Here is a 21,847-nt window from a genome sequence, read left to right as displayed (position 1 = left end):
CCTCGTCAGAAGATCCGGATGCGGAAGCGATCCGCAACTGTCCTGAGGTCGTCATCGGTGACGAGGACGGGCTCGACGGCACGCACGAGCACACGGTGCGCGTCGGGGTGGTCGAGCCAGAGCGCTCTGCACCATGCGGCGCCGTGCTTGCTGCCGAAGTGGACGCCGAGCGGTGTCCCGCCGGTGTCGAGTGTCAGTCCATGCAGATGCTCGGCGATCCGGGTCGTGACGGCGCGATCCTCGCAGCGCAGTGTGCCGGTGGTGAGGTGCGGGACCTGCAGTTGGGCGAGGAGTGTGCCGATCGCGCGCTCGATCGACGCGAGCGAGTCGGGGTGCTCGACGTCGACGAGCCATCCCGAGTCCGGGAGCGCGGCGAGGACCATCGCCCGGTCGTAGCGCCAACCCGCGGGGACCGCTCCGAGGCCCATGAAGTCTCGCTCGGACCACTCGCGCGCGATCTCCTCGACGTACTCCTCGAGCGTGACCCCGGCGTAGTCGGCGTCTCGAGCGAGTGCGTCGTCGATGCCGTTGGCCCGCTTGAAACCGGAGAGCACCTCGGCGTACGCCGCCGTCCGAGTCTCGGCGAGGTAGAACGTCTGGCCGAGTACGTCGTAGCGTCCCCACTCGTGACGGGATCGCGCCGCGGCGTCACGAGGAGCCCCCGACAGCGGCGGGTGGACCCTCTTGCCGACGTGGCACCCCTGGGCTCCCGGGTCCGAGACGAGTCGGAGTCCGGTGACCGAGCAGGTACGAGCGACCGTCACGCGTCGGCGGTTCCGGCGATGAAGGACTCGACGGCCGCGGCGACATCGCTGTGGCGCCCCTCGCGGATCGCGGTGATCGGCGTGCTCTCACCGAGGTGCGGGTTCCCTCCGATGAACCACTGCCGTGCGACGTGGTCGCCGTCGGCAGCGGAGAGAAGCGTCCACTGACGATGCGCGAAGATCAGCCGGTTGGCGGCCTCCGAGCGCGGCTCCGGTCCGTCGGCCTTGGCCCAGCGGAGGGGCAGCTTGCGATCCTTCGTTCCCGCCAGGCCTGCCACGAGCGTCGGGCCCAGGGCCGCAGTGAGCTCGCGTGCGATGTCATGGATGTCCATGCGCAGGGTGCGACCGTGCTGAGCAGCGGGGGTGAGGATCTCCATGCAGGCAAGCCTACTCATGAGGCCCCCTGAAAACCACCGGAATACCACCGTGCGCAGTGAGCCTTCGACACGGTGAGCGCGGCTGAGCGGCTCGGAGGTCCGGCGGTGGAGCGGCACTCCGCGAAGGTCGGAGAATCATGATGCCGGTGCCTCTCGCTAGCTCCGGGCGCGGCGCGCGACGGCCAGGGCAGCCCGCAGGGCGAGGGAGCCGACGGCGATCGAGGCGACGGTTCCGAGCAGCCGCGGCAGGACGTGCTTCGGCGAGTCGAGCCCCGCGCGGTCCTTCGGCGAGGCCAGCGCCGCCGGCGGCAGGGTGCGGCCGTTGGCGCCCGCCTCCGCCATGTGCGCGAGCCGGCGCAGGGTCTCGATGTTGCGCACCCAGAGGAACGAGTGCAGCAGCGGCTTCGGGATGAGCGTGCCCGGGCCCTTCACCGCCGTCTCGTGGATGCGGACCCTGCAGCCGTCGCGGTGCGGCTCCACCTCGAGGCGGACGCGCGCCTCGCCCATCGGCCAGCCGGCCGCCTGGATGATGAAGCGGCTCGACGGGTCCCACTCCAGGACCGTCGTCTCGTCGTCGATCACCAGCGGCCAGACGCCGAAGGAGTGGTGCAGCTTCGAGCCGACGTGCGGCCAGTCGCGGCCGACCCGGCGCATCCGGGACGAGCCGACGACCCACGAGGGGAAGAGACAGCCGGACGCGAAGACGGCGAAGACGGACTCGGGCGGGCAGTGGAAGACGCGGGTGTTGCGGGACATCGCGGGCTCCTAGTCGTGAGGGCGGGGTCGGGCGGGTCGTGCCGCCCGACCCTCAGGGTGCCAGATCGGACGAGCGGGTCCGATCGGGTGAGGGCGACAGATCGGGCGCCCGCCGGATCCCGAACTCGTGCCGGAGCGCGCTGCGGGCGGCGTGCCAGCCGGCCATCCCGTGCACGCCCGGGCCGGGCGGCGTCGAGGACGAGCAGAGGTAGAGCCCCTTCGCGGGCGTGCGCCACGGGTCGGAGGAGGGGATCGGCCGCGAGAGCAGCTGCGCGACGCTCGCCGCTCCGGCCGCGATGTCGCCGCCGATGTAGTTGGGATTCCAGGCCTGCATGTCGCGGGCCGTCATCGAGGACACGGCGAGGACGCGGTCGCGGAAGCCCGGGGCGAAGCGCTCGATCTGCGCGGTGATCGCCTCGCGCTGGTGCGCCGGCGAGTCGCGCGGCACGTGCGTGTACGCCCAGAGGACCTGCTTGCCCTCCGGCGCGCGGGTCGGGTCCAGCACGGAGGGCTGCGAGACCAGCACGTACGGGTTCTCGCTGTGCCGGCCCTGGACGACGTCGCGCTCGGCCGCGGCGATCTCGGCGCGGGTGCCGCCGACGTGCAGGGTGCCGGCCCCGGCGAGCTCCGGGTCCGTCCAGGGCACGGGTCCGTCGAGCGCGAAGTCGACCTTGGCGACGCCGTTGCCGTAGCGGAACATCGCCAGCGCCGACGCGTACGGGCCGGGCAGGCGGTCGCCGGCGAGCGCGAGGAGCGCCCTCGGCGTGAGATCGAGCAGCACGGCGCGTGCGCTCGGCAGCTGCGAGAGCGAGGTGATCTCCACTCCGGTCTCGATCGTGCCGCCGTGGGCGCGCAGGTCGTCCGCCATCGCGTCGACGATCGCCTGGCTGCCGCCGACCGGCACCGGCCAGCCGCGCGCGTGCGCGTAGGAGCCGAGCGCGAGCGCCGCGGCGGCCGTGGACAGACTCGGCATCGGCCGGATGGCGTGCGCGGCGACCCCCGCGAACATGGCGGGCGCGACCTCCTCGCGGAACCGCGCGTTCCAGAGCGGCGACCCCTGCTCGAGCACGCGCAGGCCGAAGCGGAGCAGCACCGAGGGGTCGGTCGGGATCTTCAGCAGGGCGTCGTTCGTGAAGCCCGCGACGCGGTCGGCGCGCTCCGCGAGCGGACCCATCAGGGAGCGCCACGCCGCACCGTCGCGCCCCAGCGCCGCGGCGGTCCGCTCGAGGTCGCGGTAGGCGATGCCCGAGCGGCCGCCGTCGAGCGGGTGCGCGTAGGAGATCTCGGGCAGCCGCAGGTCGATCCGCCGGTCGAGCTGGAACCGGCGGAAGAACCCGGAGGCGAGCGCCATCGGGTGCACGGCCGAGCCGATGTCGTGGTGGAAGCCGGGCAGCGTCAGCTCGGCGGTCCGGGCGCCGCCGCCCAGGGTCTCGTTGCGCTCGTAGACCGCGACAGAGAGCCCGGCACGGGCGAGGGTGACCGCGGCGGAGAGCCCGTTGGGGCCGGACCCGACGACGACGACGTCGACCACGTCACTTCCTCCGCAGGGCCGCGACCGCGCCGACCAGGCCGGCCGCGCCGAGCACGGCCGCACCGGCGTAGCTCGCCGCGCGGTGGCGGATCATCCAGATCTGCGGCGTCATCGTGTGCGCGCGGTCGCTGAAGAGGCCGCGGGCGCCGTGGTCGCCGGGGACCGGCTCGTAGACGTTGTTCGGCAGCATCGGCTCCTTCTTGTCCGGCGCCTGCTGTCCGTCGAAGGCGCTGCGGGCCAGGTACCAGTCCATGAAGGCGCCGGCGAAGCGGTCGCCAAGGATGGTGCCGGCCGTCGGCTCGCCGACCCAGGTGCGGCGGCGCGGCTTGTCGGCGACGTCGGCGATCGCGATCGCGCCGACCTCGGGCTCGTAGATCGGCGGCACCGGCTGCGGGTGGTGCGGCAGCTGCGACTTCACCCAGTTGAACTGGATGGTGTTGAGCGCGGGCATGTCGACCTCGGACAGCTTGATCCTGCTCTTGGAGTGCAGGAGCTCGGCGGTGACCGCCTCGGTGAAGCCGCGGGCGCCGAACTTCGAGGCGCAGTACGCGGCCTGGAGCGGAATGCCGCGGTGCGCGAGCGCGGAGCCGACCTGGATGACGTGGCCGCGGCCGCGCGGGGTCATCCGCGAGAGCGCCGCGCGGGTGCCGTTGACGAAGCCGAAGAAGTTGACCGCGACGGCGCGCTCGAAGTCGGCCGGGTCGGTCGAGAGGAATTCGCCGAAGACGCCGACCATCGCGTCGTTGACCCAGAGCTCGATCGGCCCGAGCTCGGCCTCGATGCGGTCGGCCGCCGACTCGACCGCCTCGCGGTCGGCGACGTCGGTCGGGATGGTCAGACCGCGGCGGCCGGCCTGCTCGATCTCGGCCAGCGTGGCCGCGAGTCCGTCCTCGCCGCGGGCGAGCACGGCGACGTCCCAGCCGCGCGAGGCCAGCTCGCGGACGGTGGCGCGGCCGAGACCGGCGGTGCCACCGGTGACGACGGCGACGCCGCGGCTCATGCGCGGGCTCCGGAGGCGGGGGTGCGGGGGTTCTGCGTCATGGTCGAGCTCCTTCGTGAGGGCGCCGGAGGCGGCTTGCTGCAACTCCACGGTAGGCGGCAGCGGAGGCGCGCCGCGCGGGGTTGCGCCCGGTCGGTGGGAGCATCGCAGAACGAGCGCCTGGGGAGGAGCCCCGCCCGCCTCTCGATCCGTCCAGCGATCATCCAGACCGCACCCAGACGTCGGCGCCAGACTGACCGCCGCCGCGCCCCGCGCGACCCCGCCCCTCGACGACCGGATCGACCCCATGAACACACTCCTCGGGCTCAGCCTCGTCTCCGGTCCGGTGGTGATCGCCGTCTACGCGGTCTCGGGTCTCGCGCTGCTCCTGCTGGTCCTCGCCTTCGCGCGCTCGGCCCGCCGCGGCCGCCGCCGCCGCCTGGCGCTCGCAGCGGCCGTCCTGCTCCTCGGCCTGCTGGTCGGCTGGGCGCTCGGCGGTCTGCTCGGCGGCACCGGCGGCCCCTTCGGCGTCGACTTCACGCCCGTCACCCGCGTCTGGATCGGGCTCGGCCTGGGCGGACTCGCCGTGGCGCTGCTCGCCCTCGGCCACGCCCTCGCGCACCGGCGCAGACGGCGGGTGCTGGCCTCGGCGCTCGTCGGGGTCCTCGTCGTGGCGACCGCGGCGATGACCGTCAACATCGACTTCGGCCAGTACCCCACCGTCCGCAGCCTCCTCGGCATCAGCGCCTACCCGACGGTGGCCGAGCCGATCGCGACACCCGCCGGCGACCACGCCTCGCTCGACACCTGGACCGCCCCGGCGGGCATGCCGACCGCGGGCAGCGTCACGAACGTGGCGATCCCCGCGACGCAGTCCGGCTTCCCCGCTCGCGACGCCGTCGTCTACCTCCCGCCGGCCGCGCTGACCGAGAACCCGCCGCTGCTGCCCGTGATGGTGATGCTCTCCGGCCAGCCGGGCTCGCCGTCCGACCCGCTCGCCGTCGAGCACCTGCAGCAGACCCTGGACACCTACGCGGCCGCGCACGCCGGGCTCGCGCCGATCGTGGTCTCGCCCGACCAGCTCGGCGACCCGACGGCGAACCCGATGTGCGTCGACTCGCCGCTCGGGAAGTCCGCGACCTACCTCACCGTCGACGTGCCGAACTGGATCCGCGCCAACCTGCCGGTCCTCGGCGACGCGCACGACTGGGCGATCGGCGGCCTCTCGCAGGGCGGCACCTGCGCGATCCAGCTCGGCGCCGGCTACCCGCAGCTCTTCGGCAACATCGTCGACGCGTCCGGCGAGCTCGCCCCGACGCTCGGCGACGACGCGACCACCATCCAGCAGGGCTTCGGCGGCGACGCGGCGGCGTACGAGGCGGCCAAGCCCGCGGCGATCCTCGCGAAGAACGCGCCCTACAAGGACTCGTTCGCGGTCTTCGGCGTCGGCGCGAACGACACCTCGTTCCTCGCCGGAGTGCAGACCCTGCACGCCGCCGCGCAGGCCGCCGGGATGGACACCACCTACCTCGAGGTGCCGGACAGCGCGCACGACGCGACGGCGTGGTCGACGACGTTCGACAAGGGCGTCGAGCTGCTGACGGCGCGCTGGAACCTGGTGCCGGCGTCCTAGGCGCTCGGGACCGCCGGCAGCACCCCCGCCGCCGTGCCCGAGACGACGAGATCCGCCCGATCGCGGGTCGCCTCGATCAGGACGGCGTTCGCGCCGTCGACGTCCGCCGCCCAGGCCGACGCCGCCTCCGGAGCGCGGCCGAAGGACACGTGCCGGTCGACCAGCCGCTCGAAGCGCTCCGACTCGGGGGTCGCGCAGAACCAGGCCTCGTCGAACTCCGCGCGCAGCAGCGCCCAGGGCCCGTCGTCCACCAGCAGGTAGTTGCCCTCGACCACCACCAGCGTCGCCTCGGGCCGGACGGCGAGCGAGCCCGCCACGCCCTCGTCGACCGTGCGCTCGAACGCCGGCGCGTAGACCACGTGGTCGGTCTCGGCGCGCAGCCGCCGCACCAGGGCGAGGAAGCCCCAGCCGTCGAAGGTGTCGACGGCACCCTTGCGCCCGTGCCGGCCCAGCTGGTCGAGCATCGCGTTCGCCAGGTGGAAGCCGTCCATCGGCACGAAGGCCGCGGTCCCCTCCCCCGCCAGCTCGTTCGCGCGGGCGACCACGGCCCGGGCGAGAGTGGTCTTGCCCGCGCCAGGGCTGCCCGCGAGGGCGAGGACCGCTCGCCGGCCGGACCTGCGGAGCGCGAGCGCCCGGCGGGCCAGCTCGTCGAGGTCAGGCGTCGCCACGGGTGCCCTCGAGCGCGTTGACGAGGAACGCGTGCGCGTGCCGGGCGAGGGCGGGGCCGTCGTTCCAGAGGTTCCGCCAGACGGCGAGGTCGTTCGAGAGCGTCGGCGAGACGACGGCCGAGGAGAAGGACTCGAAGGTGATCGGCCCGCGGTAGTCGATGGCCGCCAGGGCGTGGAAGAAGCTGGTGAAGTCGAGGTGCCCGCTGCCGAGGTAGCCGCGGTGGTTCTCGCCGATGTGCACGTAGCCGAGGCGGTCGCCGACGAGCAGCACCGGGCGGAAGAAGTCGTCCTCCTCGATGTTCATGTGGTACGTGTCGAGGTGGATCAGGACGTTGTCGGCGCCGATGTCGTCGGCGAGCCGCAGCGCCTCGGCGGCGGTGTTGATGACGTTGGTCTCGTAGCGGTTGCAGATCTCGAGACCGAGGGTCATGCCCTTGCCTGCGGCCTCCGCGGCGAGGTCCGTCAGCACCGAGACCACATTGGCGCGGCCCGCGGTCGACAGCGGCGCGCTGTACTTGCCGAGCGCACTGTAGAGCGCGCCGGTGAAGTGCGTGCCCCCGAGCGCGTGGGTGGTCTCGAGAGAGTCGGCGAGCAGCTTCGCGCCGCGGGCCACCACCTCCGGGTCGTCGCTGGAGACGTCGGCCGAGAACGCGAGGCCGCGCGAGCAGACGATGCCGAGGTCGTTCGCCTCGAGGGCGGCGCGGGCGGAGGCGGTGTCGAGGTTCTCGACGTCGTGCAGCGAGAGCTCCAGCAGGTCGAATCCGGCGGCCTTCGTCTGCTCGATCGTGCTCGTCACTTCGGCGGGCGTGGTGCCGCCGGCGAAGACGAGGGCGTGCACTCCGAGGGGGTTCGTGGGCATGGTGGTACTCCTGGTTCGGTCGAAGGGTCGAGAGGTCGAGATCGAGAGGTCGAGATCGAGAGGTCGGGATCGAGAGGTCGGGGGGTCGGGTCGCGGCGTCAGGCCGCGGCGGACCGCGAGGTGTCGAGCAGGCCAGCGAGGAACGCGTGGCCCGAGGTCGCGAGGGCGACCGGGTCGTGCCAGAGCTCGCGCCAGAGGCCCATCGCCTCGGCGGACGCGGTCGGCTGGATCCGCGGCGAGAAGCTCTCGAGCGTGAGCGGGCCGCGGTACCCGGAGGCGGTGAGCGCGGCGACGAGTCCGGTCCAGTCGGTGCTGCCGGTGCCCAGCTCGCCGCGGTGGTTCTCGGAGGCGTGCAAGTAGCCGAGGGCGCCGCCCGCGTCCCGGACCGCGCTCGCCAGGTCGACCTCCTCGACGTGCGCGTGGAAGGTGTCGAGGTGCAGCAGCACGTTCGGAGCGCCGAGCTCGTCGAGGAAGGCGACCGTCTGCGCCGCCGTGTTCAGCAGATTGCTCTCGTAGCGGTTCACGTACTCCGCTCCGAGCGCGATGCCCGACGGCGCGGCCGCCGCGGCGACCCTCCGCAGCACCGCGAGCGAGCGCTCCCGCGCCGCGGCGTCGGCCGCGTGCTCGTACTTGCGCATGGCCGAGTACGTGACGCCGCCGACGTACCGGGCGCCGATCGCCTCCGCGAAGCGCACGGCGTCGAGGAGGCGCTCCTCGCCGCGGGCGGAGACCGCCGCGTCGGCGGCGGTGATGTCGGAGTCGGCGTCGAGCGCCAGCGAGACGACGGCGTCGATCCCGTGCTCGTCGAGCAGAGCCTCGGTCCACGCGGCGGCGGCGGGGTCGCCGGGCGCGGGGATCTCGATCAGGTCGAAGCCGATCGCGGCGGCCGCGGCGATCGCGCGCCGGCCCGACTCCCTGGTCCAGTCACCGGTCAGCAGGCCGGCGTGCACGCCCAGCGGCGAGGAGTGCGCCGGGCTCCCGCGGTGCACGAGCGAGGGCCGCATCAGGCGGCCTTCGCGCCGGTGATCAGCGAGACGAGCTCGTCGCCGCTGGTCTCGGCGGTGCGGCGCCCGGCGACCGCCAGACCCGCGCGCATCACCCAGACCTGGTCGCTGAGCCGCATGACCTGGTCGAAGTTGTGGCTGATGAGCAGCACGGCGACGCCGGCGTCGCGGAGCTTGAGGATGATCTTCTCGACCCGGGCCGTCTCCTGCACGCCGAGCGCCGCGGTCGGCTCGTCCATGATCACGATCTTGCTGCCCCACCCGGCGGCGCGGGCGATGGCGACGGCCTGGCGCTGGCCGCCGGAGAGGCGGCGGACCTTGCTGGTCACCGGCGGGACGTTGACGGCCAGATCGCCGAGCAGCTCCTGGGCGGTCCGCTTCATCTGCGCCCGATCGAGGAACCGCAGGCCGGGCACGCCCTTGGTGAGCTCGCGGCCGAGGAAGAAGTTCTGCCAGACGGCCAGGTCCTCCACGAGCGCGAGGGTCTGGTGCACCGTCTCGATCCCGCCGTCGCGAGCGCCGAGCGGCGAGGTGAAGTGGACGACGTCGCCGTCGAGCACGATGGTGCCGGAGTCGGCGGGGTGCACGCCGGAGAGGCAGCGGACGAGCGTCGACTTGCCGGCGCCGTTGTCGCCGATCAGGGCGGTGATCTCGCCGCGGCGCATCGAGATCGACGCGCCCTTGAGCGCGTGGACGCCGCCGAAGGACTTCTTGATGTCGGTCGCCTCGAGCAGGAGGTCGCTGGTCATGGCGGGGCTCACTTCTTCTGGTAGCGGGTGATGAGGGCGGCGAGCACGACGACCAGGCCGACGGCGAGGGGCTGGTAGAACTGCGAGACGCCGAGCAGGGTCAGGCCGTTCGTCAGCGCGGTGAGCAGGAACGCACCGATGATCGGGCCGACGATCTTGGCCTTGCCTCCGGTGAGGCTCACGCCGCCGAGCACGACGGCCGCGATCGAGTTGAGCAGGTACTGCGTGTTGATCGCGGGCTCCGCGGCGCCGACGCGGGCGACCAGGAGCAGCGAGCCGATGCCGGCGAGGACCGCCGCGATGATGTACACCGCGATGCGCACCCGGCCGGCCTTGATGCCGTTCGCGACAGCGCTCTCCTCGTTGCCGCCGACCGCCTGCACGTGCAGGCCGAAGCGGGTGCGGAACATGACCACCCAGGCCACGACTCCGATGACCGCGGCGAGGATGATCGGGTAGCCGATGATCCCGATCGAGCCGGTGGTCAGCGTCAGCAGCTCGGGGCTGCCGACGGTGATCGGCTTGCCGTCGGAGGCGATGAGCGCGAGTCCCGTCGCCACCGACAGCGTGCCGAGGGTCGCGATGAAGTCGGTGACCTTGCCACGGGCGATGAGGAGGCCGTTGATCACGCCGATCACGCCGGCGAAGAGCAGGGCCGCCAGCGCCGAGAGCCAGAAGCCCCAGCCCCCGCTCCAGGCGAGGCCGAAGCCGACCGCGCCGACCGTCATCGTCGCCGAGATCGACAGGTCGATGCCGCCGGTCGTGATGACGAACGACTGGCCGATCGACAGGATCACCAGGATCGCCGCGGCGACGAGCATCGCCTTGATGTTGCCGAGGCTGAGGAAGGTCGGCGTCGCGATCGAGAACACGATCACCAGGGCGACGAGCCCGATGGGAGCGGCGTTCTCGGCCCAGAAGCTGAGCTGGCGGAGGTTCGCGAGCAGCGGCGCAGCGCTGATCGGGCTGGGGGAACGGGCGGGGACTGTGGTCATGGTCGCTTCCTGGGTCGCGGAGGGCGCGTCGGGCCGGGTGGCGTCGGGCTGGGTGGCGTCGGGCTGGTGCGCGTCGGGCTAGTCGCTGGGGACGAGGTCGGCCAGCGGGTTGTCGAACTCCTCGAACGGGGCGGGGAACGCCGCGAGCGCCTGGTCGGCGGTGTCGGAGGTGACGAGCGCGGTGGGCGACTCGATCTCGGCGGGGATGCTCTCGCCGCCCTGCACCGCCTCGCACGCCTGCACGCCGAGCTGGCCGATCGCGTAGGGGTACTGCGCCACCGTCGCGGTCAGCCCGCCGTCCTTCACGGACTGCAGGGCGTCCTCGTTCCCGTCGACGCTGACGACCTTCACGGTGCCGGTGAGGCCCGCGTTCTCCACGGCCTTGACGATGCCGAGGCCCATGTCGTCGTTCGCGGCGAAGAACGCCGTGACGTCGGGGTTCGCGGCGAGGATGTCGGTCGCCTTGGTCAGCGCGATCTCGCGCTTCCAGTCGGCGGCGGCCTCCTGCACGACGGTGAGGTCCGAGCCGATGGCGGCGGTGAAGCCGTCGACGCGGGCGGCGCTGGTGACGTCGCCGGAGATGCCGCCGATGACGGCGACCTTCGAGCCGGCCGGCAGCTGGTCGACGAGGAGGTCGCCGGCCTTGCCGCCCGCGGCCTCGTTGTCGGTGCCGATGTAGGTGGTGACGTCGAGGTTCGCCGCCTTCACGGCGTCCGGGTCGAGCGGGCTGTCGATGTTGACGATCGTCTTGCCGGTCGCCGAGGCGAGGGCCTGCACGAGGTTGGTGCCGCTGATCGGGTTGACGATGATGCAGCCGAAGTCCTGGCCGGCCACGGTGGTCAGCTTGTCCGCCTGACCGGTGGTGTCGCCGATGTCGGCGGCGGCCTGGACCGAGACGTCCACGCCGTCGTCCTTCGCGGTGGCCTCGATCCCGTTCTCCATCGCCTGGAAGAAGGGGTTGTCGAGGCCCTTGATCACTGCGGCGACCTTGGCCGAGCCGCCGCCGGAGGCGGCGTCCCCGGAGCCGGAGGAGGCGCAGCCGGTGAGCAGGAGAGCGAGGGCGCCGACCGGTGCGAGGACGGGGAGGAGTCGGCGGGCGGCCGTCGAGCGGTTCATCTTTGAAGACATCGTCATCCTTGAAGATCAGGGCACCACTGCGTGCCGATGTGTGAAAACTAGCGCCCCTTTCGCTTTACCGCAACACGAAAGTCAGCCGACTTCCTGCTTTCCATCGACGGCGATGTACGCTGACCCTGACGATGGGGGCGGGATGACGGCATATCCGACCGGTGAGACGGGATCGCACGTGGCGGACGTCCTCGCCCTGTTCCGCGAGCAGGGCGAGATCTCGCGCAACGCGGTGATGGAGCAGACCGGCCTCTCCCGGTCGACCGTCAACCAGCGTCTCGCCACCCTCGTCGAGCTCGGCCTGATCGTCCCGACCTCGGGCGGGGAGTCGACGGGCGGTCGGCCCTCGAGCATGTTCGCGGTGAATCTGCGCGGCACCGTCCTCCTCACCGCCGACATCGGCGCGAGCGGCTTCGTCGTCGCCGCGTGCGACCTGCGCGGGACGCCGCTGCGGCACGAGAGCGCGGTCATCGACGTGTGGGAGGGGCCCGAGAAGGTCCTCGCACAGGTCCTCGAGGCCTTCGAGCGCCTCCGCCTCGGCGACGCGGTCGCCGGCATCGGCATCGGGGTCCCCGGGCCGGTGGAGTTCGCCGCCGGGCGGGTGCGCAACCCGCCGATCATGACCGGCTGGGACGACTTCGACATCGCCGGCTTCTTCGCCCAGCCCTACGGCGGGGTCCAGGTCGTCATCGAGAACGACGCGAACGCGCGTGCGCTGGCCGAGTCCCGGCACCACGGCTCCGACAATCTGATCAGCCTCAAGCTCGGCACCGGCATCGGGGCGGGTCTCGTCTTCAACGGCGCGACGATCCGCGGCGCCGTCGGCGCGGCCGGGGACATCGGCCACACCCGCGCGGTCGCCGACACCGTCGACGACGACCCGCTGCCCTGCCGGTGCGGCAACTCCGGCTGCGTGGAGGCCTACGCGAGCGGCTGGGCGCTCGTGCGCGACCTCTCGGTGCACGACCCGTCGATCACCCACGTCGCCGACGTGACCGCGCGCGTCCTCCGCGGCGACATGCGGGCGACCCAGGCGGTGCACCGGGCCGGACGGGTCCTCGGCGAGGCGGTCGCCGACCTCGTCAACATCCTCAACCCGCGCACCATCGTCGTGTCCGGCCAGCTCGGCGACTGCGGCGAGGTGCTGATGTCGGGCCTGCGCGAGCGCGTCTACCTGCGCACGCACCCGCTGGCGACGCGCTCCCTCACCATCCACACCTCCGACCTCGGCGAGCTCGCCGGCGTCATCGGCCTCGCGCTCACCACCGCGGACCAGGTCTTCAGCCGGAGCCGCTTCGACCGCGAGGCGCAGGAGCCGCAGGAGGCGCAGGACTCCCCCGCGCGCTCCGCTTAGGCGCGGGTCGCGGCCGCGACCGCGGCCGCCACTCCCCCGCCCCACGGCGCGCCGTGGCCGGGCAGCACCCAGGTGGCGCCGGTCGGCAGCAGGCGCTGCAGCGAGGCGAGCGCCTGCTCCGGCTCGTCGGTGAAGGGCGCGGGAGCCGGCCCGGTCGCGCCGGTCAGCACGTGGCGCGTCGTGAGGCCGTCGCCGACGAACACGGCGTCCGCGATCGGCACGTGCACCGCGATGCTGCCGGCGGAATGGCCGGGCAGCCCGATGATCCGCGGAGCACCCGGGAGGTCGAGCGTCTCGCCGTCCCGCACCGTCACGACCTCGGTCAGCGGGGGCACGCGCGCGCCGCCCTTGCGCAGGAAGTAGCCGAGGAAGCCGACGAGAGCACCGAACTTCATCGACTGCTTCCCGTTCGCGGGCTTCTTCCCGCCCTTCGCACGCTCGGCGTCGGCCTCGTGCACGAAGACGGGCACGCCGTGCTTGCGCCGGAGCCGCTCGGCGAAGCCGATGTGGTCGGAGTCGCCGTGGGTGAGCACGACTCCCTTGACGTCGTCGACGGAGCAGCCGATCGCCGCCAGCTCGGCGAGCAGCTCGGGCCAGAGCCGGGGCAGGCCGGCGTCGATGAGGGTCACGCCCTCGGGCGTGTGGACGAGGTAGGCGGCGACGATGTCCGAGCCGATGCGGCGGAGGTGGGGGGCGAGTTCCATGATGGCTACGGTAGCTAGCCATCATGGCTACTGTCAATAGCTATAGTGGAGGCATGCCTACTCCCGAGCGCACCTCTCTCGACGCGATCGTCCGCGCCGCCGCCGAGATCCTGGAGGAGGAGGGGCTCGCCGGCGTGACGATGCAGGCCGTCGCGCAGCGCGTCGGCGTGCGCGCCCCCTCCCTCTACAAGCGGGTCGAGGGCCGCGACCCCCTGCTGCGCCTGGTCGCCGAGGCGACGCTGGGCGAGCTCGCCGCGCGCGTCGAGCCGATCGAGGACGCCGCCGAGCTCGCCGGCGCCTTCCGCGCGTTCGGCCGCGAGCGGCCCGCCGCCTTCCTCCTGGTGATGGCGCCGGCACCCGGGACGCCGGTGGCCCGGCAGGAGTTCCGGGACGCGGCGAGCGCCTCCGTCCTCCGCGTCGCCGCCCGGCTCGCGGGCGAGAAGCACGCGCTCGAGGCCGCGCGCACCCTCACCGCATGGAGCACCGGCTTCATCGGGATGGAGATCAACGGGGCGTTCACCCTCGGCGGGGACGTCGAGAGCGCCTGGCGCTTCGGGCTGAGCCGGGTGATCACGGCGCTGGAGCTGGTGGAGGTCGAGCCGGCGGAGGTGGAGCTCGCGGAGGTCAGCGCGCCGCGGCCTCGTCCTCGAGGAAGCGCGGCCGGCTCGCCGCGAGTCCGCTGAGCAGCAGCACCACGAGGCTCGCCAGCAGGAAGACGTACGAGCCGGTCCAGCTCCCCTGGGCCTCGTAGAGCAGGCCGATCAGCAGTGGCCCGGCGCAGGCGAGCGCGTAGCCGAGGCCCTGCGTGGCTCCGGAGAGCACCGAGGAGCCGGCCGTGCTGCGGGTCCTGGCGTTCACGAGGGTGAGCGTCATCGGGAAGGTGCTGACACCCAGGCCCAGGCAGACCACCCAGGCGACGGCGCCGGCCAGCGGCGCGATCATCAGGCCGACGTAGCCGACGGCGAGCAGCGCGACGCAGACGACGACCACGATCGAGGGGTTCCGCATCCCGAGGGTCAGCGGCGGGACGACGAAGGCCGCGCCGAGGCCGAAGATCGAGAAGAGGGCGAGCAGCGCTCCGCCCTGGGCCGGGTCCGCGCCGGCGTCGACGAGGATCGTCGGGAGCCAGGTGATGATCGCGTAGGTGTTCAGCGCAGTCATCCCGAGCATCAGCACCATCGCCCAGAGCAGGCGGGTGCGCCAGGCGCCGGCGAGCCGGGTGGGCGCGGCGGCCGCGGCGGCGCCGGCCTCGCCGCGCCGGGCGAGCGCCGCCCAGAGCAGGCAGGCGACGGCGGTCAGCGCCGCCCAGACGCCGACGGCGAAGCGCCAGTCGAGGGCCGAGGCGAGCGGGACGGCGACCAGCGGGGCGACGAACTGGCCGGTCTGGAGCAGCGCGAGGTAGAGCGAGCTGATGGTCTTCAGCCGGTCGGCGAAGTAGCGCTTCACGATCGGGACGATCAGGACGTTCGAGGTGCCCACTCCGGCGAAGGCGACGACGGAGGAGAGCACCAGCGCGAGCGGGCTCGGGCTGAGCGCACGGAGCACGACGCCCGCGGTGGTCACCAGCGTGGCGACGGCGAGGGTGCGCTCGAGGCCGAAGCGGCGCGCGGCCCCGGCGGCGACGACTCCGAAGACCGCGAAGGAGGCGGTGACGACGGTGCCGAACGCGCCGTAGAGCGAGGGGCCGAAGCCGAGGTCGGCGCCGATCGTCTCGAGCAGCGGGCTGAAGCCGGTGACGGCCGTCCGGAGGTTGAGCGCCGTCATCACGATCGCGGCGAGTGCGAGGAGCGCGGTCCTCTGCGGGGTGACGACGGTGGACGTCATGGCGGCCTGCCCTGGGTAGGATGATGGGATGAATCCCGCCGAGCCTAGCGCGCCGGAGCCCCGATCGGTCGACCTCCGCGCACCGGAGCCGTTCCGCCGCGAGAGCGTCATCGACCACGTCACGGCGCTCTTCCACGAGGAGATCCGCTCCGGCCGCTGGGCCGTCGGCGCGCGGATCCCGACGGAGCCGGAGCTGGTGCGCTGGAGCGGCGCGGGGCGGAACTCCGTGCGCGAGGCCGTGCAGACGCTCGTGCAGTCGGGGCTGGTGCGGCGGGAGCAGGGGCGCGGCACCTTCGTGATCGCGCGCTCGCAGCTCACCACGTCGCTCCGGAGGCGACTGCCCAGCGCCGAACGGCGGGACGGCCTGGAGCTGCGCTTCGCGATCGACGGGGCGACCGCGGCCCTCGCGGCCGAGCGGCGGACCGCGGAGGACGTCGAGGCGCTGCAGGCGCTGCTCGCCGCCCGCACCCGCTCCTGGACGGGCGGCGACCTCGCCGAGCGGACCGCGACCGACACCGCGCTCCACCGCGCGGTCGTCGCCGCCACCCACAACGCGCTCTTCCTCGAGCTCTACGACGGGCTGACGGGCCTCTTCGAGACGGTGCTGCAGGACGACGTCGTGGGCGAGGAGGACCGGCACGCCCGCGAGCACGCGCTGCTGGTCGAGTCGATCGCCGCGGGCGACGCGGACGGGGCCCGGCGAGCGATCGAGGAGCTGCTGGCGCCGCTGCTGGAGCCGGACGGCGAGCAGAACATCAGCTGAGAGGCCGCGTCATCGGCCATCGGCGATGAGACGTGCTCTCAGCCGATGTTCTGCAGGATCAGCGCCGATCAGCGCTGCGGCCGGCGCGTGGACCAGAGCGCCCAGGCCACCAGCAGCGGCTGGAAGACCAGCCGGACGGCGCGCTTGCGGTCGGTATCGAGGCCGAACGCGCTGGTCTTCGTGACGTACTGCGAGACGTTGCCCGGGAAGATCGCGGTGAAGAAGGCGGCCGCCGCCGCGCCGACCAGCGGCGACCGGCGGCGCGCGAGCACCAGCGAGGCCCCGAGGCCGATCTCCACGACACCGGACGCGAGCACGACCGTGTCCTTGTCCAGCGGCACCCACTCCGGCACCTGCGCCTGGAACTCCTCGCGCGCGCGGGTCAGGTGGCTGACGCCGGCGAAGACGAGGGCGGAGCCGAGGAGGACCTTGGCGCCGGTGCGGATCAGGGACGGGGTGGAGGAGGCCATCCCCCCATCGTTCCCGATCGAGCGGGCCGGAGTGCCCGGCAGCGCCCGAACCGCACGGATGTGCCGTGTCGGAGGCCCGGCCTAGTCTGATCGGGTGTCAGACCGCATCCTCGTCCTCACCACCGGCGGAACCATCGACAAGGAGTACTCGCTCGCGGGCGAGCTCGAGATCGGGGCGCCGACGATCCCGCGCCTGCTCGAGCCCGTGCTGTCGACGCTCGAGTTCCGTGTCGAGGAGGTCCTGCGGAAGGACAGCCTCGACCTCGACGACGCCGATCGCGCGCTGATCCGCGAGCGCGTGCTCTCGGCCGAGGAGGACCGCATCGTCCTCACCCACGGCACCGACACGATGACCCTGACGGCCGAGGCGCTCGGCGCCGTCCGCGACCGGGTCGTCGTGCTGACCGGCGCGATGCAGCCCGCGCGGATGCGCGACAGCGACGCCGCCTTCAACCTCGGCGCGGCCGTCGCGGCGGTGCAGCTGCTGCCGCCGGGCGTCTACCTCGCGATGAGCGGGCGGGTGCTGCCGGCCGGCGCCGTCGTCAAGGACCGGGCGGCCGGGATCTTCCTGCCGGCCTGAGCCGCACCCGAGCCTTCGAGCACGCGGCCCGCGGCCGTCACTCCGCCGCCGCGACCGCCCGCGTGCATTCCGCGCACAGCCCGAAGACGTCCACGACGTGGTGCGCATCGGTGAAGCCGTTCTGCGCCGCGACGCTGTGCGCCCAGGTCTCCACCGCGTCAGCCGCGATCTCGACGGTCAGCCCGCAGCGCCGGCAGATCAGGTGGTGGTGGTGCGTGCCCGGCGTGCAGGCGCGGTAGAGGCTCTCGCCGTCCGGCGACTGCAGCGAGTCGGCCTCGCCCTCGACCGCGAGGTCGGACAGGGCGCGGTAGACCGTCGCCAGGCCGATCGGCGAGCCCGAGGCGTGCAGGGCGCTGTGCAGCCCCTGGGCGCTGACGAAGTCCTCGCGCTGGGTGAGCGCCTCGCGCACGGCCTCGCGCTGCCACGTGTTCCGCTTGACCACCGGTCCGCCTTCCCGTTTCACGACCCGCGCCACGCTATACCCCCGCCCCGACCGCGGCCGGCGCGTGCCGGCGCGAGGGCCGCCGCACGCCCTTGCGGCCGATGATCCGGCAGACGACGTAGATCGTGAACGAGATCGTGGTCACATACGGGCTGATCGGCACCGATCCGCCGAGCGCGAGCAGGATCCCGCCCACCAGCGCACCGACCGCGAAGAGCACACTGAGCAGCGGCACGAGCACCGGCGACGCGGAGATCCGCAGCGCTGCCGCCGCGGGGGTGACCAGGATCGCGAGCACCAGCAGCGAGCCGACGATCTGCACCGACACCGCCACGGCGAGGCCGAGCAGCAGCATGAACACGATCGAGAGCGCCCGGGTCGGGATGCCGCGCGCGGCCGCCACGTCGGCGTCGACGCTCGCGAAGGTCAGCGGGCGCCAGATCAGCGCGAGCCCGATCACGACGACGATCGAGATGGCGATCAGCCAGCCCAGCTGCGGGTCGTCGACCGCGACGATCTGCCCGGTGAGCAGGCCGAACTTGTTGGCGCTGCGTCCCGGGTAGAGCGCGAGGCAGAGGATCCCGAGGCCCAGGCCGAACGGCATCAGCACGGCGATGATCGAGTTGCGGTCGCGCGCGCGCGAGCCGAGCAGCCCGATCAGGAGCGCCGCGACCAGCGAGCCGACGATCGAGCCCTGCACGACGCCGACGCCGAGCAGCAGCCCGGCCGAGGCGCCCGCGAAGGACAGCTCGCTGATCCCGTGCACGGCGAAGGCCATGTCCCGCGACATCACGAAGACGCCGATCAGCCCGCCGACGACGCCGAGCACGGCGCCCGCGATCACGGAGTTCAGCAGCAGCGCGAGCAGCGCGCCGTAGTCGGAGAAGTCGAAGATCTGCGACCAGACGTCGTCGGTCATGCGCGCTCCTCCTCGTGCTCGTGCACGTGCGAGTGGTCGGGGGCGCCGACCACGATGACGCGGCCGCGCGCGCGGATCACGTCGACCGGCGCGTCGTAGAGCTCGCTGAGCACCTCGGAGCGCAGCACCTCGTCGGGGGTGCCGATCCGGAAGCGGCCGCCGGCCAGGTAGAGCACCCGGTCGACCATCCCGAGCACCGGGTTCACGTCGTGGGTGACGAAGAGCACTCCGAGGTTCCGCTCGCGCCGGTGCCGGTCGATCAGCTCGCTCACGGCGCGCTGGTGCGCGAGGTCGAGGGCGATCAGCGGCTCGTCGCAGAGCAGCAGGGCCGGGTCGCCGGCGAGGGCCTGGCCGACCCGGGCGCGCTGCTGCTCGCCGCCGGAGAGGCTGCCGATCGGCGCGTCGGCGTAGTCGGTGGCGCCGACGGAGGCGAGCAGGGCGTCGACCTGCGCGCGACGCGAGCGCGAGGGCAGCGGCAGGCCGAAGCGGTGGCCGTCGATGCCGAGGCCGATCAGGTCGCGGGCGCGCAGCGGGGTCCCCTCGTCGGCGAGCTTCTGCTGCGGGATGTAGCCGATGCGGCGGTTGCCGCGGTGCACCGGCTCGCCGAGGACGCGCAGCTCGCCGCTGCTGAGCGGCTGCTGGCCGAGGACCGCGCGGAGGAGGCTGGTCTTGCCGGAGCCGTTGGCGCCGAGCACCGCGACGAACTCGCCGGCCCGCACGTCGAGGTCGACGCCGCCCCAGAGCTCGCGGTCGCCGAAGCGCAGACCGGCGCCGCGCAGCTGCAGCACGGACGCCGAAAGGCCCGCCTCCGAGGAGGCGGGCGCTGACGACGGACCGGGTGGGGTCGAGGAGGGTGGCGTCACGACGAGAGAGCTCCCTCGAGGGCGTCGAGGTTGGCGGTCATCCAGCCGACGTAATCGTCGCCCTCGGGCAGCGTCTCGGTGACGCCGACGGTCGCGACGCCGGCCGCCTCCGCCGCGTCGAGCACGGCCTGGGTCTGCGAGCTCTCGGTCTGCTCGTTGAAGACGAGCGCGTCGACGGTGCCGTCGGAGAAGAGGGCGAGCGTCTCCTGCAGGGTGGTCGCGGGGACGTCGGTGCCCTCCTCGACCGCCTCGCTGAACGCCTCCGGAGTCGCGTTGACGAGCCCGAGCGCGTCGGTCAGGTAGAGCGGGACGGGCTCGGTGATGGCGATCGAGCGGCCGCTGAGCGTGCCCTTCAGCTCCGCCTCGCGGTCGATCAGGGCGTCGAGGGAGCCGCCGAGGGTCTCGGCGTTCGCGGCGTAGGTCGCGGCGTTGTCCGCGTCGATCGTGGACAGCTCGTCGGCGATCGACGTGACCGTCTCCCGGACCGCGGACAGGTCGTACCAGACGTGCTCGTTGTACTCGGCGTGCTCGTGCCCGGCCTCGTCGTGACCGGCGTCGGCGGCCTCGTCCTCGTGGTCGTGCTCCTCCTCGAGCCCGGCGACGACGGTGGCGGTGATCACGGGGGCGGTGGAGCCGGACGCGTCGATCATGGTGTCGACGAAGGAGTCGTAGCCGCCGCCGTTCTCGATCACGAGCGCCGCGTTCGAGAGGGCGAGCTGGTCGCGGGCCGTCGCCTCGTACTCGTGCGGGTCCTTGTCCGGGCTGTCGATGATGCTCGTGACATCGACCAGGTCGCCGCCGATGCTGCGGACCAGGTCGCCGTAGACGTCGGTCGACGCGACGACGGCGACCTTCCCGCTGTCGGCGGAGGCGCCGGTCGAGGAGGCCGTGCCGGAGCACGCCGAGAGGGCGAGCGCGGTGCTGCCGAGCAGCGCGACGAGGGCGAGGGAGCGGGTCTTCACGGGTGAGCCGATCTGGGTCTGGAGCGGGGCGGTCGGGATGCTGACACGGTAGCGACTATTGATAACGATTGTCAAAGTCACTGCGGAGTACCTGCGTCGCGAGGAGTCGCCCGGGTCGCGTCGCGCGGAGTCACACGCGGTCACGGGTCGTCGCATTCCGGCAGGGCACCCGCTGCGGGTGCCACAGTCGCCGCAGCACCCCGCGATCGCCGCCTCCGCCGCGATCGCCCGCACCGGAAGGAACCACCGTGAGCAGCACCGTCTCGACCCCGACGCTCGACAGCCGACTCCCGCTCGACAGCCCGCCCCCGACCGATCGCTGGGCCCGCTCCCCGCGCCCCGCCACTCCTGGTGAGTGGCTCGCCCGCGCCGAGGAGACCGCCGCGGTCCTCGCCGTCGACGCGCTCGAGCGCGACCGCGCCGGCGCCGCGCCCGTCGCCGAGGTCGCCCTGCTGAAGAGCGCGGGCCTGGTCACCCTGCTCGGCCCGCTCGAGCACGGCGGCGGCGGCCAGGAGTGGAGCGTCGCCCTCCGCGTGATCCGCACGATCGCTCGCGCCGACGGCTCGATCGGCCAGCTGCTCGGCTACCACTACCTCTGGGCCTGGGCGGCCCGGCTGGTCGGCACGCCCGAGCAGATCGCGGCCGTCGAGCAGCAGGCGACCGAGGGGAACCTCCTCTACGGCGGCGCGGTGAACCCGCGCGACTCCGATCTCACGGTCCGCGAGGAGGGCGACGAGCTGGTCTTCACCGGCCGGAAGTCGTTCTCGACCGGCGGAGTCGTCAGCGACCTGACCGTGCTCGAGGGCGTCCTCGAGGGGACGGACACCCACGTCTTCGCGATCGTGCCGACCGCGCAGGACGGCATCGTCTTCGGCCGCGACTGGAACAGCCTCGGGCAGCGCCTCACCGAGTCGGGCTCGGTCGAGATCCGCGGCGTGCGGGTGCCGTGGGCCGCGGCGGCGGGCTTCGTCGACCGGGTGTTCCAGCCGCTGGTCTACAACACCCTCAACGTGCCGACGATCCAGCAGGTGTTCGCCGAGTTCTACCTCGGCATCGCGCAGGGCGCACTCGAGCGGGCGGCGCAGTACACCCGCGAGTCGACGCGGGCGTGGCCGTACGGCGGCGACGACAAGGCCCGCGCGAGCGAGGAGTGGTACATCCTCGAGGGCTACGGCGACCTGCAGTCGCGCCTCTGGGCCGACGAGGCGCTGATCGACGCGACCGGCGCCGCCCTCTCGGCCGCGCTGCACGCGCCGCGCGAGGAGCTGACCCCGCGCCGCCGCGGCGAGATCGCCGTGCGGATCGCGGCGGCGAAGGCGCGGATCGTCGAGGACGGCCTCGCCGCGGCCACCCGCGTCTTCGAGCTGACCGGCGCACGGGCCTCCTCGAGCTCGGTCGGCCTCGACCTCTACTGGCGCAATCTGCGGACGCACTCGCTGCACGATCCGCTGCCGTACAAGCGCCGCGAGGTCGGCGTCTACACGCTGCTCAACGAGGTGCCGGAGCCGAGCTGGTACACCTGA

General features: G+C 73.1%; 24 protein-coding genes. 6 read left to right on the top strand and 18 right to left on the bottom strand.

Features of this window, described 5'->3' with window-relative positions:
* Positions 1 to 5: 5 nt before the first annotated feature.
* The 5 genes from EDF45_RS01895 to EDF45_RS01875 all read right to left on the bottom strand — a co-directional run bounded on the left by EDF45_RS01895 (position 6) and on the right by EDF45_RS01875 (position 4,428).
* Entirely contained in the window at positions 6 to 764 is a 759-nt protein-coding gene (locus EDF45_RS01895) for a hypothetical protein (protein ID WP_123734765.1), read from the bottom strand.
* Complete coding sequence (locus EDF45_RS01890) at positions 761 to 1,141, bottom strand: hypothetical protein (RefSeq protein ID WP_123701458.1); 381 nt, start codon at positions 1,139 to 1,141, stop codon at positions 761 to 763. The genes EDF45_RS01895 and EDF45_RS01890 overlap by 4 nt, the downstream gene beginning before the upstream one ends.
* Positions 1,142 to 1,297: 156 nt before the next feature.
* Positions 1,298 to 1,897 carry an SRPBCC family protein gene (locus EDF45_RS01885; RefSeq protein ID WP_123734764.1) on the bottom strand — a complete coding sequence of 200 codons (600 nt, stop codon included), beginning with the start codon at positions 1,895 to 1,897 and terminating at the stop codon, positions 1,298 to 1,300.
* 52 nt (positions 1,898 to 1,949) lie between these two features.
* On the bottom strand, positions 1,950 to 3,428 hold the full coding sequence (locus EDF45_RS01880; RefSeq protein WP_123734763.1) for an NAD(P)/FAD-dependent oxidoreductase: 1,479 nt from the start codon (positions 3,426 to 3,428) through the stop codon (positions 1,950 to 1,952).
* Position 3,429: 1 nt separating this feature from the next.
* A complete protein-coding gene (locus EDF45_RS01875; protein ID WP_123734762.1) occupies positions 3,430 to 4,428 on the bottom strand; it encodes an SDR family oxidoreductase in 999 nt (332 codons plus the stop codon).
* A 286-nt stretch (positions 4,429 to 4,714) separates the two neighbouring features.
* Between EDF45_RS01875 and EDF45_RS01870 the strand changes: the two genes are divergently transcribed.
* Positions 4,715 to 6,040 (top strand): esterase family protein, encoded by a 1,326-nt coding sequence (locus tag EDF45_RS01870; RefSeq protein ID WP_123734761.1) that lies wholly within the window; start codon positions 4,715 to 4,717, stop codon positions 6,038 to 6,040.
* On the opposite strand, the gene EDF45_RS01865 is transcribed toward EDF45_RS01870, so the two are convergent.
* From EDF45_RS01865 to EDF45_RS01840, 6 genes are all read right to left on the bottom strand, one after another.
* The gene (locus EDF45_RS01865; protein WP_123734760.1) at positions 6,037 to 6,708 is read right to left on the bottom strand and encodes a nucleoside/nucleotide kinase family protein; all 672 of its coding nucleotides are present in this window, start codon (positions 6,706 to 6,708) and stop codon (positions 6,037 to 6,039) included. The genes EDF45_RS01870 and EDF45_RS01865 overlap by 4 nt on opposite strands.
* Entirely contained in the window at positions 6,695 to 7,567 is an 873-nt protein-coding gene (locus EDF45_RS01860; RefSeq protein WP_123701449.1) for a sugar phosphate isomerase/epimerase, read from the bottom strand. The genes EDF45_RS01865 and EDF45_RS01860 overlap by 14 nt, the downstream gene beginning before the upstream one ends.
* A 98-nt stretch (positions 7,568 to 7,665) precedes the next feature.
* A complete protein-coding gene (locus EDF45_RS01855) occupies positions 7,666 to 8,571 on the bottom strand; it encodes a sugar phosphate isomerase/epimerase (RefSeq protein WP_123734759.1) in 906 nt (301 codons plus the stop codon).
* Positions 8,571 to 9,320, bottom strand: coding sequence for an ATP-binding cassette domain-containing protein (locus EDF45_RS01850; protein WP_123701445.1), 750 nt, complete (start codon positions 9,318 to 9,320; stop codon positions 8,571 to 8,573). The genes EDF45_RS01855 and EDF45_RS01850 overlap by 1 nt, the downstream gene beginning before the upstream one ends.
* An 8-nt stretch (positions 9,321 to 9,328) precedes the next feature.
* On the bottom strand, positions 9,329 to 10,315 hold the full coding sequence (locus EDF45_RS01845) for an ABC transporter permease (RefSeq protein WP_123701444.1): 987 nt from the start codon (positions 10,313 to 10,315) through the stop codon (positions 9,329 to 9,331).
* A 78-nt stretch (positions 10,316 to 10,393) separates the two neighbouring features.
* A complete protein-coding gene (locus EDF45_RS01840) occupies positions 10,394 to 11,443 on the bottom strand; it encodes a substrate-binding domain-containing protein (RefSeq protein ID WP_221181072.1) in 1,050 nt (349 codons plus the stop codon).
* Between the two features lie 142 nt (positions 11,444 to 11,585).
* Between EDF45_RS01840 and EDF45_RS01835 the strand changes: the two genes are divergently transcribed.
* Positions 11,586 to 12,797: an ROK family transcriptional regulator gene (locus EDF45_RS01835; RefSeq protein ID WP_165908974.1), complete on the top strand. Its 1,212-nt coding sequence runs from the start codon at positions 11,586 to 11,588 to the stop codon at positions 12,795 to 12,797.
* On the opposite strand, the gene EDF45_RS01830 is transcribed toward EDF45_RS01835, so the two are convergent.
* Complete coding sequence (locus EDF45_RS01830) at positions 12,794 to 13,501, bottom strand: MBL fold metallo-hydrolase (RefSeq protein WP_123734757.1); 708 nt, start codon at positions 13,499 to 13,501, stop codon at positions 12,794 to 12,796. The two genes, EDF45_RS01835 and EDF45_RS01830, sit on opposite strands and share 4 nt — an antisense overlap.
* Positions 13,502 to 13,554: 53 nt before the next feature.
* Between EDF45_RS01830 and EDF45_RS01825 the strand changes: the two genes are divergently transcribed.
* Positions 13,555 to 14,184 carry a TetR/AcrR family transcriptional regulator gene (locus EDF45_RS01825; protein ID WP_123734756.1) on the top strand — a complete coding sequence of 210 codons (630 nt, stop codon included), beginning with the start codon at positions 13,555 to 13,557 and terminating at the stop codon, positions 14,182 to 14,184.
* Here the strand turns inward: EDF45_RS01825 and EDF45_RS01820 are convergent.
* A complete protein-coding gene (locus EDF45_RS01820) occupies positions 14,126 to 15,325 on the bottom strand; it encodes an MFS transporter (RefSeq protein WP_123734755.1) in 1,200 nt (399 codons plus the stop codon). The two genes, EDF45_RS01825 and EDF45_RS01820, sit on opposite strands and share 59 nt — an antisense overlap.
* A 28-nt stretch (positions 15,326 to 15,353) precedes the next feature.
* Between EDF45_RS01820 and EDF45_RS01815 the strand changes: the two genes are divergently transcribed.
* Entirely contained in the window at positions 15,354 to 16,088 is a 735-nt protein-coding gene (locus EDF45_RS01815) for a FadR/GntR family transcriptional regulator (protein ID WP_123734754.1), read from the top strand.
* A 68-nt stretch (positions 16,089 to 16,156) separates the two neighbouring features.
* On the opposite strand, the gene EDF45_RS01810 is transcribed toward EDF45_RS01815, so the two are convergent.
* Positions 16,157 to 16,558 carry a hypothetical protein gene (locus EDF45_RS01810; protein WP_123734753.1) on the bottom strand — a complete coding sequence of 134 codons (402 nt, stop codon included), beginning with the start codon at positions 16,556 to 16,558 and terminating at the stop codon, positions 16,157 to 16,159.
* A 94-nt stretch (positions 16,559 to 16,652) separates the two neighbouring features.
* Here EDF45_RS01810 and EDF45_RS01805 point away from each other — a divergent pair, with 94 nt between their 5' ends.
* The gene (locus EDF45_RS01805) at positions 16,653 to 17,138 is read left to right on the top strand and encodes an asparaginase domain-containing protein (RefSeq protein WP_123444686.1); all 486 of its coding nucleotides are present in this window, start codon (positions 16,653 to 16,655) and stop codon (positions 17,136 to 17,138) included.
* A 37-nt stretch (positions 17,139 to 17,175) separates the two neighbouring features.
* On the opposite strand, the gene EDF45_RS01800 is transcribed toward EDF45_RS01805, so the two are convergent.
* From EDF45_RS01800 to EDF45_RS01785, 4 genes are all read right to left on the bottom strand, one after another.
* Positions 17,176 to 17,580: a Fur family transcriptional regulator gene (locus tag EDF45_RS01800; protein WP_123734752.1), complete on the bottom strand. Its 405-nt coding sequence runs from the start codon at positions 17,578 to 17,580 to the stop codon at positions 17,176 to 17,178.
* Between the two features lie 34 nt (positions 17,581 to 17,614).
* Positions 17,615 to 18,499 carry a metal ABC transporter permease gene (locus EDF45_RS01795; RefSeq protein WP_123734751.1) on the bottom strand — a complete coding sequence of 295 codons (885 nt, stop codon included), beginning with the start codon at positions 18,497 to 18,499 and terminating at the stop codon, positions 17,615 to 17,617.
* Positions 18,496 to 19,287 (bottom strand): metal ABC transporter ATP-binding protein, encoded by a 792-nt coding sequence (locus tag EDF45_RS01790; RefSeq protein ID WP_260311938.1) that lies wholly within the window; start codon positions 19,285 to 19,287, stop codon positions 18,496 to 18,498. Before EDF45_RS01790 ends, EDF45_RS01795 begins: the two co-directional genes overlap by 4 nt.
* Positions 19,288 to 19,358: 71 nt before the next feature.
* Positions 19,359 to 20,324: a metal ABC transporter solute-binding protein, Zn/Mn family gene (locus tag EDF45_RS01785; RefSeq protein ID WP_260311734.1), complete on the bottom strand. Its 966-nt coding sequence runs from the start codon at positions 20,322 to 20,324 to the stop codon at positions 19,359 to 19,361.
* A 248-nt stretch (positions 20,325 to 20,572) separates the two neighbouring features.
* On the opposite strand from EDF45_RS01785, the gene EDF45_RS01780 reads away from it, so the two are divergent.
* Positions 20,573 to 21,847, top strand: coding sequence for an acyl-CoA dehydrogenase family protein (locus tag EDF45_RS01780; RefSeq protein ID WP_123734748.1), 1,275 nt, complete (start codon positions 20,573 to 20,575; stop codon positions 21,845 to 21,847).

The sequence above is a fragment of the Rathayibacter sp. PhB186 genome (assembly GCF_003751825.1).
GTDB lineage: Bacteria > Actinomycetota > Actinomycetes > Actinomycetales > Microbacteriaceae > Rathayibacter > Rathayibacter festucae.
Note: the sequence above shows the minus strand (reverse complement) of the source record. Positions and strands in the feature narration are given on the sequence as shown.

Excerpts from the sequence above, each read along its gene's own strand:
- EDF45_RS01890 (WP_123701458.1), bottom strand. The coding sequence starts at position 1,141 with ATGGAGATCCTCACCCCCGCTGCTCAGCACGGTCGCACCCTGCGCATG.
- EDF45_RS01885 (WP_123734764.1), bottom strand. The coding sequence starts at position 1,897 with ATGTCCCGCAACACCCGCGTCTTCCACTGCCCGCCCGAGTCCGTCTTC.
- EDF45_RS01875 (WP_123734762.1), bottom strand. The coding sequence starts at position 4,428 with ATGAGCCGCGGCGTCGCCGTCGTCACCGGTGGCACCGCCGGTCTCGGC.
- EDF45_RS01870 (WP_123734761.1), top strand. The coding sequence starts at position 4,715 with ATGAACACACTCCTCGGGCTCAGCCTCGTCTCCGGTCCGGTGGTGATC.
- EDF45_RS01860 (WP_123701449.1), bottom strand. The coding sequence starts at position 7,567 with ATGCCCACGAACCCCCTCGGAGTGCACGCCCTCGTCTTCGCCGGCGGC.
- EDF45_RS01855 (WP_123734759.1), bottom strand. The coding sequence starts at position 8,571 with ATGCGGCCCTCGCTCGTGCACCGCGGGAGCCCGGCGCACTCCTCGCCG.
- EDF45_RS01850 (WP_123701445.1), bottom strand. The coding sequence starts at position 9,320 with ATGACCAGCGACCTCCTGCTCGAGGCGACCGACATCAAGAAGTCCTTC.
- EDF45_RS01845 (WP_123701444.1), bottom strand. The coding sequence starts at position 10,315 with ATGACCACAGTCCCCGCCCGTTCCCCCAGCCCGATCAGCGCTGCGCCG.
- EDF45_RS01840 (WP_221181072.1), bottom strand. The coding sequence starts at position 11,443 with ATGTCTTCAAAGATGAACCGCTCGACGGCCGCCCGCCGACTCCTCCCC.
- EDF45_RS01835 (WP_165908974.1), top strand. The coding sequence starts at position 11,586 with ATGACGGCATATCCGACCGGTGAGACGGGATCGCACGTGGCGGACGTC.
- EDF45_RS01830 (WP_123734757.1), bottom strand. The coding sequence starts at position 13,501 with ATGGAACTCGCCCCCCACCTCCGCCGCATCGGCTCGGACATCGTCGCC.
- EDF45_RS01825 (WP_123734756.1), top strand. The coding sequence starts at position 13,555 with ATGCCTACTCCCGAGCGCACCTCTCTCGACGCGATCGTCCGCGCCGCC.
- EDF45_RS01820 (WP_123734755.1), bottom strand. The coding sequence starts at position 15,325 with ATGACGTCCACCGTCGTCACCCCGCAGAGGACCGCGCTCCTCGCACTC.
- EDF45_RS01815 (WP_123734754.1), top strand. The coding sequence starts at position 15,354 with ATGAATCCCGCCGAGCCTAGCGCGCCGGAGCCCCGATCGGTCGACCTC.
- EDF45_RS01810 (WP_123734753.1), bottom strand. The coding sequence starts at position 16,558 with ATGGCCTCCTCCACCCCGTCCCTGATCCGCACCGGCGCCAAGGTCCTC.
- EDF45_RS01795 (WP_123734751.1), bottom strand. The coding sequence starts at position 18,499 with ATGACCGACGACGTCTGGTCGCAGATCTTCGACTTCTCCGACTACGGC.